Annotated in this window: 12 protein-coding genes; 4 read left to right on the forward strand and 8 right to left on the reverse strand. The window is 76.3% G+C overall.

Features of this window, described 5'->3' with window-relative positions; all coding sequences use genetic code 11:
- Window positions 1-128 precede the first annotated feature (128 nt).
- A complete protein-coding gene (locus tag Q5530_RS35835) occupies window positions 129-767 on the forward strand; it encodes a DUF3159 domain-containing protein (protein WP_415367322.1) in 639 nt (212 codons plus the stop codon).
- Window positions 768-787: 20 nt separating this feature from the next.
- On the opposite strand, the gene Q5530_RS35840 is transcribed toward Q5530_RS35835, so the two are convergent.
- The 6 genes from Q5530_RS35840 to Q5530_RS35865 are packed head-to-tail and all read right to left on the reverse strand — an operon-like array spanning window position 788 to window position 6,662.
- Window positions 788-1,921 (reverse strand): serine hydrolase domain-containing protein, encoded by a 1,134-nt coding sequence (locus Q5530_RS35840; RefSeq protein ID WP_415367324.1) that lies wholly within the window; start codon window positions 1,919-1,921, stop codon window positions 788-790.
- The gene (locus Q5530_RS35845; protein ID WP_415367325.1) at window positions 1,918-2,853 is read right to left on the reverse strand and encodes an amidohydrolase family protein; all 936 of its coding nucleotides are present in this window, start codon (window positions 2,851-2,853) and stop codon (window positions 1,918-1,920) included. Before Q5530_RS35845 ends, Q5530_RS35840 begins: the two co-directional genes overlap by 4 nt.
- Window positions 2,850-3,764: an aldo/keto reductase gene (locus Q5530_RS35850; protein WP_415367326.1), complete on the reverse strand. Its 915-nt coding sequence runs from the start codon at window positions 3,762-3,764 to the stop codon at window positions 2,850-2,852. Before Q5530_RS35850 ends, Q5530_RS35845 begins: the two co-directional genes overlap by 4 nt.
- A complete protein-coding gene (locus tag Q5530_RS35855) occupies window positions 3,761-4,507 on the reverse strand; it encodes an SDR family NAD(P)-dependent oxidoreductase (protein ID WP_415367327.1) in 747 nt (248 codons plus the stop codon). Before Q5530_RS35855 ends, Q5530_RS35850 begins: the two co-directional genes overlap by 4 nt.
- On the reverse strand, window positions 4,504-5,808 hold the full coding sequence (locus Q5530_RS35860; RefSeq protein ID WP_415367329.1) for an enolase C-terminal domain-like protein: 1,305 nt from the start codon (window positions 5,806-5,808) through the stop codon (window positions 4,504-4,506). The genes Q5530_RS35855 and Q5530_RS35860 overlap by 4 nt, the downstream gene beginning before the upstream one ends.
- Complete coding sequence (locus tag Q5530_RS35865; protein WP_415367331.1) at window positions 5,808-6,662, reverse strand: fumarylacetoacetate hydrolase family protein; 855 nt, start codon at window positions 6,660-6,662, stop codon at window positions 5,808-5,810. Before Q5530_RS35865 ends, Q5530_RS35860 begins: the two co-directional genes overlap by 1 nt.
- A 135-nt stretch (window positions 6,663-6,797) precedes the next feature.
- On the opposite strand from Q5530_RS35865, the gene Q5530_RS35870 reads away from it, so the two are divergent.
- Both Q5530_RS35870 and Q5530_RS35875 read left to right on the forward strand, forming a co-directional pair.
- Window positions 6,798-10,145: a S8 family serine peptidase gene (locus Q5530_RS35870; protein WP_415367332.1), complete on the forward strand. Its 3,348-nt coding sequence runs from the start codon at window positions 6,798-6,800 to the stop codon at window positions 10,143-10,145.
- A 192-nt stretch (window positions 10,146-10,337) separates the two neighbouring features.
- The gene (locus Q5530_RS35875) at window positions 10,338-11,270 is read left to right on the forward strand and encodes an N-acetylglucosamine kinase (RefSeq protein WP_415367333.1); all 933 of its coding nucleotides are present in this window, start codon (window positions 10,338-10,340) and stop codon (window positions 11,268-11,270) included.
- A gap of 125 nt (window positions 11,271-11,395) precedes the next feature.
- Here the strand turns inward: Q5530_RS35875 and Q5530_RS35880 are convergent, their stop codons facing one another.
- Window positions 11,396-12,070 (reverse strand): FadR/GntR family transcriptional regulator, encoded by a 675-nt coding sequence (locus Q5530_RS35880; protein WP_380638205.1) that lies wholly within the window; start codon window positions 12,068-12,070, stop codon window positions 11,396-11,398.
- A gap of 188 nt (window positions 12,071-12,258) precedes the next feature.
- Here Q5530_RS35880 and nagA point away from each other — a divergent pair, with 188 nt between their 5' ends.
- Entirely contained in the window at window positions 12,259-13,491 is a 1,233-nt protein-coding gene (nagA, locus tag Q5530_RS35885) for an N-acetylglucosamine-6-phosphate deacetylase (RefSeq protein WP_415367334.1), read from the forward strand.
- Window positions 13,492-13,914: 423 nt separating this feature from the next.
- On the opposite strand, the gene Q5530_RS35890 is transcribed toward nagA, so the two are convergent.
- The gene (locus Q5530_RS35890) at window positions 13,915-14,958 is read right to left on the reverse strand and encodes an SIS domain-containing protein (protein WP_415367335.1); all 1,044 of its coding nucleotides are present in this window, start codon (window positions 14,956-14,958) and stop codon (window positions 13,915-13,917) included.
- Window positions 14,959-14,970: the final 12 nt, after the last annotated feature.

The raw sequence follows: 14,970 nt of genomic DNA on the forward strand, positions 1-14,970 counted from the left end.
CGGCCCGCAGCCCGACCCGCAGTCCAACCTCGCAGTCCCCGCCCCGCAGCCCAACCTCGCAATCCCCGCCCCGGGCCACCGGACGGGGCCGCTGACGGTCTTAGGGTCGCCTAAGGCACCCTGGGGGCATGACGGACACGCGTCAGGATTCGCTGGCCGCGCTGCTCGGAGGGCGGGGCGGTGCGCTGGACGCCTCGCTGCCGCCGGTGGCGTTCGTGCTCGGGTGGCTGCTGGGCGGGCGCTCCATCGCGGTGGGCGCGGCGGCGGCCGTGGCGTGCGGTGTGGTGGTCGGCGTGGTGCGGGTGGCCCGGGGCGCCCGGCCGCGGGCGCTGCTGGTGTCGGTGTCGCTGGTCGTGCTGGCGGCCTACGTCGCGCTGCGCACCGGCCGGCCCGAGGACTTCTTCCTGCTCCAGATCTTCCTGAACGCGGCGTCCGCGCTGGTCTGGGCGGCGTCCATCGTGGTGCGGTGGCCGCTGCTGGGCATGGTGGTGGGCCTGGTCACCGGGCAGCGGTTCCGCTGGCGGCGCGACCCGGACCTGCTGCGGGCCTACCGGATCGCGTCCTGGCCGTGGGTCGGCCAGTACGTGCTGCGGGTGGTCGTGTTCGGGGCGCTGTGGCTGGCGGGCCAGGTCGTGCTGCTGGGCGTGATGCGGGTCGCCCTGACCTGGCCCCTCCAGGTGGCCTGCGTCGCGCTGAGCTGGTGGGTGCTGCGCCGGACCCTGCCCGACGACCACCCGGGGCTGCGCCACCCCCGCGAGCGCCCGTAGGCCCGGCGCTCGTGGCGCTCCTAGCGGCGCGGACCGGGTGAGAACGCCGCGGTGATGATCCGGACCGCCGCGTCCGGCTGGTCGCCGCCCATCCTGAGCGTGTTCACCGAGTAGACCAGCGTGCGGGCGCCGTCGGCGGTGCCCGCCACGCCGTTGTTGTAGCCGGGCCGGTCGCCGCTCTTGCCCCACACCACCAGGCCGGGCGCGAGCTCGATGCGGGTGATGCCCAGGGCGTGCGCCGTGCCGGGCGCGTTCGTGCCGGGCACCGCCGGGGCGTCGGGCACGGTCAGCAGCTCGGCCCGCTGCGCCGGGGTGAGGAAGTCGCCGCGCAGCAGGGCGCCCAGGAACCGGTCCAGGTCGGGCGCGCTGGAGACGGCCTCGGCGGCGGCCCACTGGAGGGTCGGGTTGGTCTCGGTGACGTCGACGTGGCCGGTCGCGGTGCGCTCGTAGCCGTGCGCGTGCGGGCCCCTGATGCGCGGGTCGGCGCCGGGGAGGTGGGTGTCGCGCAGCCCCAGCGGCCGGATGACCTCCTCGCGCACGGTCTCCGCGTACGGCCGCCCGGTCACCGCCTCGATCACCAGCCCGGCCACCAGGTAGCCGGCGTTGCCGTACTCCTGGCGCGTGCCGGGGTCGAACCGCGGCCCGCGGGCCACGCCCAGCTCCACCACCTCCCGCGGGTCGAAGGTGTCGTAGCGGTGCGCCAGGAACCAGTCCGGGTCCTTGTGCGGCAGCCCGTGCCCGGCGATGCCGTGCGTGTGGTCGAGCAGCTGCCGCACGGTGACCGGCTTGAAGTCGGGGGTGAGCAGGCCGGGCAGGTAGTGCTGCACGGTCCGGTCGAGGTCGAGCCGGCCGGAGCCGGCGAGCTTGAGCGCGGCGGTGGCGGTGAACAGCTTGGTGATGCTGCCGACCCGGAACCGGCCGTCCGGGTGCACGGGCTGCCGCGTGCCCAGCCGCGCCACCCCGCCCGAGCCGCGCCAGGAGCCCCGGTGGCCGGACACGCGCACCAGCGCGCCGCTCGCCTCGTCGTCCGGCAGGGGGGCGACGGCGGCGCGCAGCGCGTCCCGGTCCGGCCCCGGCGGGGTCGTGCCCGACGGGGTCGTGCCCGACGCCGGCGGGGCGAGCGCGAGCGCCAGGGCTGCGGCGACGGGGATCAACAGGAGTTTCCTCGTGCCCCGGGAGGCTGCCGCCCCCCGGGGGGAAGATCATCCGGGGCCGACCCGGAATTCCAGGTCAGGGGAATCCCGTAGACCCGCGCGGCCGTGCCCGCGAACACCGCCTCGCGCTCGGCCGGCGACAGCTCCTCCGTCAGGGCCCGCGCGGCGGCCAGGACCTGCCCGTAGTCGGCGGCGAGCAGGCACACCGGCCAGTCCGAGCCGAACAGCAGCCGGTCCGGGCCGAACGCGTCCAGCACGACCTCGAACCACGGCCGCAGGTCGGCCGGGGTCCAGCGGTGCCAGTCCGCCTCGGTCACCAGGCCGGACAGCTTGCACGTCACGTTCCCGCGCGCGGCCAGGGCGCGGATGCCCGCCGCCCAGCCGGGGTCGGGCCGGCCCGCCGCGATCGGCGGCTTCGAGCAGTGGTCCAGGACGAAGCTCACGTCGGGCCGCGCGGCCGCGGCCCGCTCGGCGGCGGGCAGCTGGTGCGGCCGGGTCAGCAGCTCGTACACCAGCCCGGCCCGGCCGACCCGGTCCAGGCCGCGCAGCACGTCGTCCCGGCACAGCCAGTCCGGGTCCGGCTCGCCCTGCACCTGGTGCCGGACGCCGCGCAGCCACCGGCCGCCGGGTCCGCCGGCGAGCTCGGCCAGGGCGTCGCCGACGGCGGGCGAGGTGAGGTCGGTCCACCCCACGACCGCGCCCACCAGCTCCTCGCGCTCGGCCAGGGCGAGCAGCTCGGGCGTCTCGCCGGGGTCGGTCACGGTCTGCACCAGCACGGTCCGCGCCACGCCGTCGGCGACCGCCGCCAGGTCGGCCACGGAGAAGTCCCGCCGGATCGCGCCCATCGGCGGGTCGGTGATCCACGCCTGGTCGCGCGCCGACAGGTCCCACACGTGGTGGTGCGCGTCGATGATCCCCGGGCCGCCGGTCACCGCTCCAGCTCCGCCCAGAGCGCCTCGGGCACCTCCGCCGCCGAGGTGTTCGCGCGCACCTCGGCGGCGGTGCGCATCCCCAGCAGGACCGAGGCCACGGCCGGGTGGCGCAGCGGGAAGCGCAGCGCCGCCAGGGGCAGCGGCACGCCGTGCCGCTCGCACGCCCGCGCGATCCGCCGGGCCCGCTCGACCAGCTCCGGCGGCGCGGCGCGGTAGTCGTAGGTGGTGCCGGCGCCCGGCGCGGCGAGCAGCCCCGAGTTGAACACCCCGGCCGCGACGACGGCCACCCCGCGCTCGGCGCACAGCTCCAGCAGCTCCAGGCCGGACCGGTCGAGCAGGGTGTAGCGGCCCGCCAGGAGCACCGCGTCCAGGTCTGTCTCGCGGACGAACCGGGCGAGCATGCCCCACTGGTTCATGCCCACGCCGATCGCGCCGACGACACCCTGGTCCCGCAGCTCGACCAGGGCCGGCACGGCCCGCGAGGCGGCCTGCTCCCAGTGCTCGTCCGGGTCGTGCACGTACACCACGTCCACCCGGTCGAGCCCCATGCGGTCCAAAGAGGACTCCAGGGACCGCCGCACGCCGTCGGCGCTGAAGTCCCACACCCGCCGGTGGGTGGCGGGCACGGCGAAGGAGTGCGCCAGGTCGTCGCCGCCGCCGTCGAACGGCTCCAGGACGCGGCCGACCTTGGTGGACACCGCGAACCCCGAGCGCGGGCGGGTGCGCAGGAACGCGCCGATCCGCCGCTCGGACAGCCCGAGGCCGTAGTGCGGCGCGGTGTCGAAGTACCGGATGCCCGCGTCCCAGGCGGCCGCGAGCGCCCCGGCGGCGTCCTCGTCGGACACCGCGGTGAACAGGTTGCCGACCGGGCCGCCGCCGAACCCGAGGCGGGACAACGGGATCCCCCTCATCGCGGGCGCAACCGCAGCCCGTGCATCCCGCCGTCCACGGCGAGCACGGTACCGGTGGTGGAGCCGGACCGGGGGCTGGCCAGGTAGGCGATCGCGCCCGCGACCTCCTCGGCCGAGACCAGCCGGCCGTGCGGCTGCCGGGCTTCGAGCGCGGTCCGCTCCGCCCCCGGGTCGGGCGCCGAGTCGAGCAGGCGGCCCACCCACGGCGTGTCGGCGGTGCCGGGCGCCACCGCGGTGACCCGGATGCCCTCGCGGACGTGGTCGGCGGCCATGGCCAGGGTGAGGGCGTGCACGGCGCCCTTGCTGGCCGAGTACACCGCCCGCTGCGGCAGGCCGGCCCAGGCCGCGATCGAGCCCGTGTTCACGATCGCCGCCGCCGGCGACTCCCGCAGGTGGGGGAGTGCGGCGCGGGTGACCCGGGCGATGCCGAGCACGTTCACGTCCAGCACCCGCAGCCACTCCTCGTCGGGGTTCGCGGCCACGTCGCCCTGGGCCCCGACGCCCGCGTTGTTCACCAGCACGTCGAGCCGCCCGAACCGCTCGACCACCTCGGCGACGGCCGCGCGCACCGAGGCGTCGTCGGTGACGTCCGCGCGGACGCCGTGCACGGGCGGGTCGACCCGCGGGTCCAGGTCCAGGGCCACGGCGGTCGCGCCCCGCTCCGCGAGCAGCCGCGCGGTGGCCAGGCCGAGGCCGGACGCGCCGCCGGTCACCACCGCCACCAGGCCGTCGAAATCGCTCACCGCGCCTCCGTCCCCGACCACACCGGACCGTCCGGGTAGCGGAAGTCGGCCAGGGTCCGGTCCTTCACGCGCGCCGAGAACCCGGGCTGGGTCGGCGCGCGGTACCGGCCGGCCCGGACCTCCGCCGGGTCGGTGAAGTGCTCGTGCAGGTGGTCCACCCACTCGATGGCGCGGTCCCGGGTGGTGCCGGAGACCGCGACGAAGTCGAACATCGCCAGGTGCCGCACCAGCTCGCACAGGCCGACGCCGCCCGCGTGCGGGCACACCGGCACGCCGAACTTGGCCGCCAGCAGCAGGATCGCCACGTTCTCGTTGACCCCGCCGACGCGGCACGCGTCGATCTGCACCACGTCGACGGCGCGGGCCTGGAGCAGCTGCTTGAAGACCACCCGGTTCTGCACGTGCTCGCCGGTGGCGACCTTGACCGGGTGCACGGCCCGCGCGATGGCCTGGTGGGCCAGCACGTCGTCGGGGGAGGTGGGCTCCTCGACCCAGTACGGGTCGAACGGGGCCAGCTCGCGCACCCGCGCCACGGCGGTGGCCACGTCCCAGCGCTGGTTGGCGTCCACCGCGATGCGCACGTCCGGGCCGACGACCTCGCGGGCCAGCCGCAGCCGCCGCACGTCGTCGGCCGGCGAGCCGCCCACCTTGAGCTTGATCATGTCGAAGCCGTCGGCCACCGCCCGCCGGGCCAGGTCGGCCAGCTTCTCGTCGGAGTAGCCGAGCCAGCCGGGCGAGGTGGTGTAGGCGGGGTAGCCGTCCCGGACCAGGGCGGCGGTGCGCTCCCCCTTGCCGGGTTCGGCCTCCCGCAGCAGGGCCAGCGCCTCGTCCGGGGTGAGGGCGTCGGAGAGGTACCGGAAGTCGACCAGCCCGACGACCTCGTCCGGGGTCATCGCGGCCAGGAACCGCCACACCGGCAGGCCCGCGCGCCGGGCGGCGAGGTCCCAGGCGGCGTTGACCACCGCGCCCAGCGCCATGTGCGCGACGCCCTTCTCCGGCCCGAGCCAGCGCAGCTGCGAGTCGCCGACGAGGTCCCGGTAGAGGGCGGCCAGGTCCCGCGCGGTCTCCGGCACGGGCCGGTCCACCACGTGCGGCGCGAGCGCCCGGATCGCGGCGGCCTGCACGTCGTTGCCCCGGCCGATGGTGAACGCCAGGCCGTAGCCGTGCGGGCCGTGGTCGGCGCGCAGCACCACGTACGCGGCCGAGTAGTCGGGGTCGGGGTTCATCGCGTCGGAACCGTCGAGCTCGCGCGAGGTCGGGAACCGGACGTCCAGCACGTCCAGGCCGACGACCCGGGCCATCACGCCTGCCCGAACGTCTGCCGCTGCGCTCCCAGCCCGTCGATCTCCAGCTCCACCACGTCGCCCGCCCGCAGGTAGGGCTTGGGCTCGGGCCGGCCCAGCGCCACGCCGGCGGGCGTGCCGGTGTTGACCAGGTCGCCCGGCCGCAGCACGAGGAACCAGCTCAGGTAGCGGATCAGCTCGCCCACCGGGGTGACCATGTTCTTGGTCGAGGAGTCCTGGCGGGGAACGCCGTTGACCCGCAGCCGCAGGCCGAGCGCCTGGGGGTCGCCCACCTCGTCGGCGGGCACCAGCCAGGGCCCGAGCGGGTTGAACGTCTCGCAGTTCTTGCCCTTGTCCCACTGCCCGCCGCGCTCGATCTGGAACTCCCGCTCGGACACGTCGTGGGAGATCACGTACCCGGCGACGCACTCCAGCGCCTCCTCGGCCGACCCCAGGTACCGGGCGGTGCGGCCGATGACCACGCCCAGCTCGACCTCCCAGTCGGTCTTGGTGGAGCGGCGCGGGATCAGCACCTCGTCCTCGGGCCCCACGATCGTGTCGGGCGTCTTGAGGAACATCGGCGGTTCGTCCGGGATCGGCAGGCCGGTCTCCTCGGCGTGGTCCCGGTAGTTCAGGCCGATGCAGACGATCTTGCCCACGTTCGCGACCGGCGGCCCCACGCGCACCCCCTCCACCACGATCGGTTGGAGTTCGCGGGCCGCCAGCGCGGCACGGGCGCGCGCGATGCCGTCATCGGCTAGGAAGTCGCCCGTCACGTCGGCCGTCAACGGGGTCAGGTCGTAGGTGACACCGTCGTCGGCCCGGACGGCGGGGCGTTCGGAACCAGCCGGTCCCAGACGCAGCAGCTGCACGGGAGACCTCCTCGAAGTCGGTCGACAGATCGGATGTATAGCGCCTCCGCGCGACCGACGTCCAGAGGTGGTCCGAACAGCGGTCCGATGAATCCCGGCCGGGGACGAGCCGGGGAAGACAGCCGAGAGGACGAGATGAACCACCACCGCGCGGGGCGGACCCGCGCCACCTCCGCCGCGGCCCGCGCGACGGCCGCCGCCCTGCTCGTCGCGCTCGTCGCCCTCCCCACCCCGGTGGCCCCCGCCGGCCTCCCCGGCGCCGCTCCCGCGCACCACGGCCGCGAGTCGGCCGCCGACGGGGCGCGGCGCGGCGCGCCCGCCCCGGTCCGCGCCGCCGGCCCGGCCGCGCCCGGACCCTCCCCGGGCGTCCTGTCCCCGGACGAGGAGCCGCCCGCCGGCCGGCCCCCGCGCGTGGCGCCCGCCCTGGCCCGCGCCGCCGGCCCGGTCACCGCGTTCGTCGAGCTGGCCGCCACCCCCGCCGCCCGCGCCTACGGCGACCAGCGGGCCCGGGGCGCGGGCGACCCGGCCGCCGCCGCCCGCGCGGCCCGCCGCCTCACCGACGACATCGCCGGCCGCGTGCTGGACGCCCTCCGCCGCGCCGACCGCACCACCCGCGAGGTCGCCACCACCCGCAACGCCGTGCCCGGCGTGATCGTCACCGCCGACGCCGCGGAGCTGCGCGCGCTGGCCGCCCGCCCCGACGTGCGCGCCGTGCGGCCCACCGTCCCCAAGGTCCTGCACAACGCCTCCGCCGCGCAGCTCACCCACGTCGACCGGGTCTGGCGCGACGCCGGCCGCCGCGGCGAGGGCGTGCGCATCGGCGTCGTCGACACCGGCATCGACTACACGCACGCCGACTTCGGCGGCCCCGGCACCCCCGAGGCGTACGACGCCGTCGACCGCACCGCGCCGTGGACCCCGACCGCGAAGGTCGTCGGCGGCCACGACTTCGCCGGCGACGACTACGACTCCAACGACCCGGCCCGCGCCACGCCCGCGCCCGACCCCAACCCGATGGACTGCCAGGGCCACGGCACCCACGTCGCGGGCACGGCCGCCGGCCTCGGCGTGGCCGCCGACGGCTCCCCGTTCACCGGCGACCACGCCTCCCTCGCCCCGGAGGCGCTCGACGGCATGGCCATCGGCCCCGGCACCGCGCCCGGGGCCCTGCTCTACGCGCTCAAGGTGTTCGGCTGCTCCGGCGCCACCGCCCTGGTCGGCCAGGCCCTCGACTGGTCCCTGGACCCCAACGGCGACGGCGACTTCGCCGACCACCTCGACGTGGTCAACCTGTCCCTGGGCAGCGACTTCGGCGCCCAGGACGACCCGGACAACCTGTTCGTCCGCGAGGCCGTCCGCCACGGCGTGGTGGTCGTGGCGTCGGCGGGCAACGGCGGCGACTTCTACGACGTCGGCGGCTCGCCCGCGAACACCCCCGAGGCCCTGGCCGTGGCCAACACGCGCGACGCGTTCACCCTCCTCGACGGCGCGGAGGCGGACGGCACGCGGCAGTCCGGCCAGTACAGCGTCAACTACACCGGCTACCCCGGCCTGGACCGCACGCTGCCGGTCGTGCCGGTGGCGGACGGGGGCAACGCCGACGGGTGCGCGCCGATCGACCAGGACCTGACCGGGCGGTTCGTCTGGCTGGAGTGGGACGAGGACGACGCGACCCGGGAGTGCGGCTCCGGCCCCCGCACCGACCACGCCGAGGCCGCCGGCGCGGAGGGCGTGCTGCTGCCGGCCACCGGCGACGTGTTCAAGGCGGCCATCGGCGGCAACGCGGGCACCCCGGTCTTCCAGTTCACCGCCGCCGCGACGCGCGCCGTCCGCCCGTCCCTCGACGCCGGGACGCTCCGCGTGCGCCTGGCCGGCGCGCTGCGCAACGCCGCGCCCACCACCACGCCGAACCTCGCGGACACCATGACCCCGTCCTCGTCGCGCGGCGCGCGCGGCCCGGTCGCGGCCAAGCCCGACGTGGCCGCGCCCGGCGACACCATCCTGTCCGCCGCCGTCGGCACGGGCGCCGGCGCGGTGAGCCTGGGCGGCACCTCGATGGCCGCCCCGCACGTGGCGGGCATCGCCGCGCTGGTCCGCGAGGTCCACCCGGACTGGACGGTCGAGGAGGTCAAGGCCGCCGTGGTGAACACCGCGGGCGGCGACGTCACCGACGGCGACGACCGCACCACCGGCACGCCCGAGGCCCCGATGCGGGTCGGCGCGGGCCGGGTGGACGCGGCGCGGGCGGTGGCGGTGGACGTGCTGGCCATGGCCGAGGGCGACGCGGGCGCGGTCGGCGTGACGTTCGGCCCGGTCGAGGCGGCGCGGCCGCTGGAGCTGACCAGGGCGCTGGAGGTGGTCAACAAGTCGGCCGACTGGCGCACGGCCCGGCTCTCCTACGAGGCGGCGACCACCGTGCCCGGCGCGGCGTTCCGGGTGTGGCCGCAGGTGCTGGTGGTGCCGCCGGGCGAGACGCGGACCGCGGAGGTGCGGCTGGCCGTCGAGCCCGACCGGCTGCGCAAGACCGCCGACCCGACGCTGGAGAAGCTCCAGGCGGGCCTGGCCAGGCAGTTCCTGGCCGAGGCGTCCGGCCGGGTGCTGGTGCGCGCGGGCGGGCGGGAGCTGCGCGTGCCCGTGTACGCGGCGCCCAAGCCGGTCGGGGACGTCGAGGCGGCCTACGCCGACGGCGCGGTGCGCCTGACCGGCCGGGCCCTCGACCAGGGCGAGGGCGACCAGGCGTACCGGTCGCTGCTGACCGCGTTCGAGCTCCAGGGCACCAGCCCGGAGCTGCCGGACTGCGCCGGTGAGGTGAAGGTGGACTGCGCGCTCAACGCCTCGGCCCGGGGCGGCGACCTCCGGTACGTCGGCGCGGCCTCGGACGGCGAGCTGCTGGCGTTCGGCCTCGCGACCTGGCGTGACTGGGTGACCCTCGGAGCGGTGAACTCCCCGTGGATCCGGGTGGACACCAACGGCGACGGCGCGCCCGACTACGTGGTCGAGGCGGCCAAGCCGACCGACGCGCTCGGCACGGTCACGGCGGACGTGTGGCTGGCGCGCACCACCCGGGTCGCCGACGGCGCGGTGGTGGACGAGCAGCCGCTCAACGGCGCGCACGGCGACGTGGACACCAACCTGCCGGACAGCGACGTCGTGGTGCTGCCGGTCGCGCTGACCGCCCTCGGCATCGACCCGGCGTCGGGGTCCGCGCGCATCGGCTACACGGCGGGCGTGTCCGGCCAGTACCCCGCGCCGGGCAACGAGGCGGGGCTGGTGGACCGGATCGCGGAGCCGATGACGTTCGACCCGCTGCGGCCGGGCCTGGCCCTGCGCGGCGGCTGGTCGTTCGCGGCCGGCGCCGGGACCGTGCTGGAGGTGGTGGGCGACGCGGCGGCGCTGGGGGCGGACCGGGCGGACAGCCTCCTGCTGCTGCACCACCACAACGCCTCCGGGGACCGCGCGCAGGTGCTCAGGGCGGTGGGCTGACCGGCTCCGGCGCGCCGGGCGGGGTGGCCGCTCCCAGCCGTTGCCCGCCGCCTGCCGTTGCCCGCCGCCCTCAGTGACACGCGCGCCCCACCAGCAACATGACAGACCCTCGTCTTTGATCACGGAGAGTCAGGTCCGGCGCACCCGGTTGGTCGTGCGGGTTCCCGGCCGGTGATCGGCATACTCGGGCGAATGAGCTTCGTGGTCGGTCTGGACGCGGGTGGCACGAGCACCAGGGCCCTGGTGCTGGACCTGGACGGCACCCGCCTGGGCGCGGGCGTCGCGGGCGGCGCGAACCCCAACTCGCTGCCGCCCGCCGTGGCCGCCACGCACGTCCGCCAGGCCCTGACCGCCGCCCTCGACGGCCTGAACCCGGCCAGGGTCGAGGCCGGGGTGCTGGGCATGGCGGGGTCGAGCAAGGTGCTGTCCGACCCGGCGGTGGGCGAGCTGTTCGAGGCGGCCTGGAGCGGCGCCGGCCTGCGCTGCCCGCTGCGCGTGGTGACCGACTGCGAGGCCGCGTTCGCGTCGGGTTCGGACACTCCAGACGGGACGGTCCTGGTCGCGGGCACGGGCTCGATCGCGGCCAGGATCGAGGACCACGCGCTGGTGTCGACCTCCGGCGGCCACGGCTGGCTGCTGGGCGACGAGGGCTCGGCGTTCTGGCTCGGCCGGGAGGCCGTGCGCGCCACCCTGCTGGCCCTGGAGCGGGACGAGGTGGACGACCTGGCCGCCGCGGTGCTGCGCCGCGCGGAGGTCCCCGACGGCCCGCCCCGCGAGCGCTGGCGCAGGCTGATCACCGCGGCGAACGCCGGTCCGCCGATCGACCTGGCCGGCTACGCCCCGCTGGTCACGGCGCACGCCCACGTGCCGTCGGCGAACCGCGTCATCGACGAGGCCGTCCGGCTGCTGGTCGACCTGGCCGGGTCCACCCGCGAGCGCGCCGACACCACCCCGGTGGTGGTGATGGGCAGCCTGGTCCACGCCCCCGCGCTGGGTTCGCGCCTGAAGCGGCAGCTGGCCGCCCGCACCGGCGCCCCGGTGCGGACCGCGACCGAGGGCGCGGCGGGCGCGGCGTGGCTGGCGGCGGTGCGGCTCCTGGGTGAAGCCGCCCCACGCCCGGCCTGAGGCCCGAGCGATCCCCAGCCCCGGCCCGGCCTGGCCCCGGCCCTCGCCCGGCCCGGCCTGACCCCCGCGCAGCCCCAGCGCCGGCCCTCAGGACTCCTCCCTCAAGACTTCTCCCCCCAGACTTCTCACCCGAGGTCGGACAGCCACTGCTCGACGCCCGCGACGTGCACCGTGGCCCAGGACCGGGCCAGTTCGGGCTGGCGGGCGGCGAGCGCGTCGACGATCGAGCGGTGCTCGGCGACGGTCCGCGCGACCGCGCCCCCCTGCGTGATGCCGCGCCACACGCGGACCCGCACGGTCGGCCCGGCCAGCGTGTCCAGCAGCCGGGCGAGGTAGGTGTTGCCCGAGCACCGCGCGATGGCCTGGTGGAACTCCAGGTCGTGCTCGACCAGTTCCTCCACCGTCCGGGCGGACTCGGCGGTGTCGCACAGCGCCCGCAGCTCGGCGATCTCCTCCGGCCCGACGCGCTGGGCGGCCAGCGCCACCGCCGCGGGTTCGAGGATGCGCCGGACCTGGAGGACCTCCAGCACCGAGTCCTCGCCGCGGTGCAGGTCGAGCACGAACGACAGCGCGCCCAGCAGGTCGTCGGCCCGCAGGCTGGACACGTACGTGCCGTCGCCCTGGCGCACGTCCAGCACCCTGACCAGCGACAGGGCCTTGACGGCCTCGCGCAGGGAGTTCCGCGACAGCCCCAGCCGCTCGGCCAGGTCGGCTTCGCGCGGCAGCCGGTCGCCGGGTTTCAGCTCCCCGGAGACGATCATCTCCTTGACGCGCAGGATCGCGTCGTCGGTTACCGCCACGGCGTCCTCGACTTCGTCACTAGACCTCGGATGTCTGGCGCCAAGTATGGGCCACGCGGTGCCGGCGTCCGGGTGCCCCCGCCGACGACGCTCATTAACCGGTTACTACTTTATTCCGTTATCTTATAACCACACGTGACGCGTCCGCCGGTTCCGGACATAATGGTCTGGACCATTGAGGAGGGACCTTGGACACGGTTGTCGCAGCTCCGCGAGCACTGCTCGGTCGCACGATCACCGGTCCCGCCTGCGTGCGGATCAGCGCGGGCCGGATCGTCGAGGTGATCCAGGGCGCACCGCCCGGGAACGCCGAGGTGCTGACCGGCGGCCTGCTCACCCCGGGCCTGGTGGACGTGCAGGTCAACGGGGCGGTCGGGGTGGACTTCGCCGAGGTCGACCCCGAGGGCATGGCCGCGGTGGCGAGAGCGCTCCCACCCACTGGCGTGACGCGCTTCCTGCCGACGCTGATCACCGCGCCGGTGCCGGTGGCCGTCCGCCAGGCGCACGCCGTGCTGGCGGCGGCGGCCGCCCTGCCGGAGCACGCGGGCGCCAAGCCGCTCGGCGTGCACCTGGAGGGGCCGTTCCTGTCGCCGCACCGGGCGGGCGTGCACGACCCGGCGCTCATGGTGGCGCCCGGACCGGCCGAACTCGACCTGCTCCTGTGCGACGAGGTGCTGCGCCGCGCCCTGCGCATGGTGACCCTGGCGCCCGAGCGCCCCGGGGGCATGGAGGCGGTGCGCCGCCTGGCCGCCGCCGGCGTGCTGGTCGCGGTCGGCCACAGCGACGCCACGGGCGAGCAGACCAGGGCCGCCGCCGAGGCGGGCGCCCGCATGGTGACGCACCTGTTCAACGCCCAGCGCCCGCTGGGCCACCGCGAACCGGGCGTTCCCGGCGTCGCCCTGGTCGACGACCGGTTCACCCTGGGCCTGATCGCCGACCTGGCGCACGTCGGCCCGGACGTCTGCCGCCTGGTGTTCAACGCGGCCGGCAACCGGGTCGCCCTGGTCACCGACGCGGTGGCCGCCGCCGGCATGCCGCCGGGCCGCTACCAGCTGGGCGGCGCGGACGTCCTGCTCACCGAGGACGGCGTGCCGCGCTCCCCGGAGGGCACCATCGCCGGCAGCGCCCTGACCCTGGACCGGGCCGTGCGCAACATCGTCTCGGTGGGCGTCGACGTCGCGGCCGCCCTCGCGGCGGCCACCGTCATCCCGGCCGACGCCATCGGCGAACCCACCCTGGGCCGCCTGGAGCCGGGCGCGGTGGCCGATCTCGTCTGGTGGGACGAGGACCTGCGCCCCCGCAAGGTCTGGATCGACGGCCGGGTCGCCTACGACAGCACCCGCCCCCTGGACACGGCCCTGCCCCCCTTGCCCCCGACCCCCCTGAACACCGCCACCGTGAGCCTGGCCGCCGGCCAATAACCCCACCTCCCACCCACCACCACCCACCACCCCACCCACCGGCCCGGCCACCCCGGGCCGGTGCCTCCCACGCGAGTCGTACGCCCAAACCCCGCGTGTCGTACGCCCAGACCCCCCGAGTTGCACGTTCGGACCCCCCGAACCACACGTTCAGCCCGCGCGAGTCGAACACTCGCGACCACCGTGTCGAACGCTCAGGACGGGTGAGTTCCACACTCGGGCGAACCGATCCGACACCCGGGCGAACCGAGCAGCCCCCGAATCAATCCAAGCGCGGCCCACCGACGGGATCGGTGGGCCGCGCTCGGGTCTGTGGACAACCGCCGGGCCTGTGGACAACCGGAAACCGCAGGCAGCCGGCCCTGCGTCACCGCATCCGGGTCACCTTGTCCGCGTCACCGCGTCCGGGTCACCTTGTCCGCGTCACCGCGTCCGGGTCACCTTGTTCAACCCGCGCGGGCTGTCCGGGTCCCCGCCCCGCGCCAGCGACAGCCCGTGGGCCACCCGCTGCACCGGCAGCACCTCCAGGATCGGCGCGACCTCCTCGGCCGTCTCGGCCACCGGGATCCGCAGCGCCGCCGACACCTTGTCCGCGCCCGACCCCACGGCCACCACGTCCGCCCCGCGCCCGTGCACCGCGTCCAGCACGTCGTGCATCGCGTCACCACCGCGCCCGGTGCTCGTCACCGCCAGCACGGCCGTCTCGGCGTCGACCGCCGCCACCGGGCCGTGCAGCAGGTCCGCCCCGCTGTACGCCCGCGCGGCCAGGTACGACGTCTCGGCCAGCTTCAGCGCCGACTCCAGCGCGGTCGGCAGCGAGTACCCGCGCCCGGTGGTCAGCACCCGGTCCACGAAGCGGTACCGCCGCACCGCCTCGGCCACCGCGTCCGACGACTGCTCCAGCGTCGCCGCCGCCTGGTCGCCGAGCGCCCCCGCCGCCGCCCCGTTCCCGCCGCGGATGGCGTCCACCAGCAGGTACAGCGCCAGCAGCGTCGCCGAGTACGTCTTGGTCGCCGCGACGGCCCGCTCCACGCCCGCGCCGACGTCCACGGACAGCTCCGCCACCCCGTTCAGCGGCGACGAGGCCGTGTTCGTCACCGCCACGGTCAGCGCCCCGCGCGCCCGCGCCGACTCGGTGACCTCCAGCAGGTCGGGCGACCCGCCGGACTGCGACACCGACACCACCAGCACGTCCCGCAGGTCCGGCTGCGCCCCGTAGAGCGTGGTCGTCGACGGCGACACCAGCCCGGCCGGCAGTTGCAGCAGCACCTCGGTCAGGTACTTCGCGTACAGCGCCGCGTGGTCGCTGGACCCGCGCGCCGCCAGCAGCACGAACCGCGGCCGGCGCGCCGAGATCACCTCGGCGACCGACGCGATCTCGTGCCGCCGGGCGACGAGGTCGGCGAAGACGCGCGGCTGCTCGGCGATCTCGGCCGCCATGTGGGCGCCGGGCTGGTGCTCGCTCATCGGGAACTCCCC

This window comes from Saccharothrix sp. BKS2 (assembly GCF_047689505.1).
Lineage (GTDB): Bacteria > Actinomycetota > Actinomycetes > Mycobacteriales > Pseudonocardiaceae > Actinosynnema > Actinosynnema lopnurensis.

Excerpts from the sequence above, each read along its gene's own strand:
- Q5530_RS35835 (WP_415367322.1), top strand. The coding sequence starts at position 129 with ATGACGGACACGCGTCAGGATTCGCTGGCCGCGCTGCTCGGAGGGCGG.
- Q5530_RS35850 (WP_415367326.1), bottom strand. The coding sequence starts at position 3,764 with ATGAGGGGGATCCCGTTGTCCCGCCTCGGGTTCGGCGGCGGCCCGGTC.
- Q5530_RS35860 (WP_415367329.1), bottom strand. The coding sequence starts at position 5,808 with ATGGCCCGGGTCGTCGGCCTGGACGTGCTGGACGTCCGGTTCCCGACC.
- Q5530_RS35870 (WP_415367332.1), top strand. The coding sequence starts at position 6,798 with ATGAACCACCACCGCGCGGGGCGGACCCGCGCCACCTCCGCCGCGGCC.
- Q5530_RS35875 (WP_415367333.1), top strand. The coding sequence starts at position 10,338 with ATGAGCTTCGTGGTCGGTCTGGACGCGGGTGGCACGAGCACCAGGGCC.
- Q5530_RS35890 (WP_415367335.1), bottom strand. The coding sequence starts at position 14,958 with ATGAGCGAGCACCAGCCCGGCGCCCACATGGCGGCCGAGATCGCCGAG.